The organism is Planococcus chinensis, assembly GCF_020071995.1.
Taxonomy (GTDB): Bacteria; Bacillota; Bacilli; order Bacillales_A; family Planococcaceae; genus Planococcus; species Planococcus chinensis_A.
In genome coordinates this window covers 1-433 of record NZ_JABWTK010000038.1, presented here as the reverse complement: position 1 = coordinate 433, position 433 = coordinate 1, and the positions used below count along the sequence as shown (strand labels likewise).

Annotated in this window: 1 protein-coding gene; it reads right to left on the bottom strand. The window is 62.4% G+C overall.

Annotated elements, in window-relative coordinates:
• A partial coding sequence (locus tag HU147_RS19185; protein WP_224077670.1) for a hypothetical protein occupies positions 1-402 on the bottom strand: 402 nt, incomplete at its 3' end.
• Positions 403-433: the final 31 nt, after the last annotated feature.

The window sequence follows — 433 nt, the reverse complement described above, 5'->3', positions numbered from 1 at the left end:
ATTCTCGACGCGGGCGGGGCCGCGCCCCATCGCACCGCAAATGGTCCGCAATGAACCGTCTCGTCGCAGATAGACCGTGAATCCGTGGGTTCGATCCGTGAAGCGCACTGCCCGGACGAGATAAGGTCTTGTCCCGGCCGGAGGTCTGACTCGCATCCCCGTGAACACAGTGACCTCCTCGGCGGCAATCTCGATCGCCGACGTTGCGCGCAGCCGCTGCCGGGCTTCGGCGCGTGCCGATTTCGGCACCTCGAAAAGGCGGCCATCGGGAAGCATCGTCGCGTCGAAATCGAAGTTCTTCTCTGGAAGACTCCACAAACCGGAATCCGCCGCGTCCGCACGAAAGAAGGAAGCCGCGAGCGTGACGAGAATTGAAGCCAGAACGGACAGCCATGCTTTCATAGGTCGGCGGGAAATGGGTGCGCCCTATCAC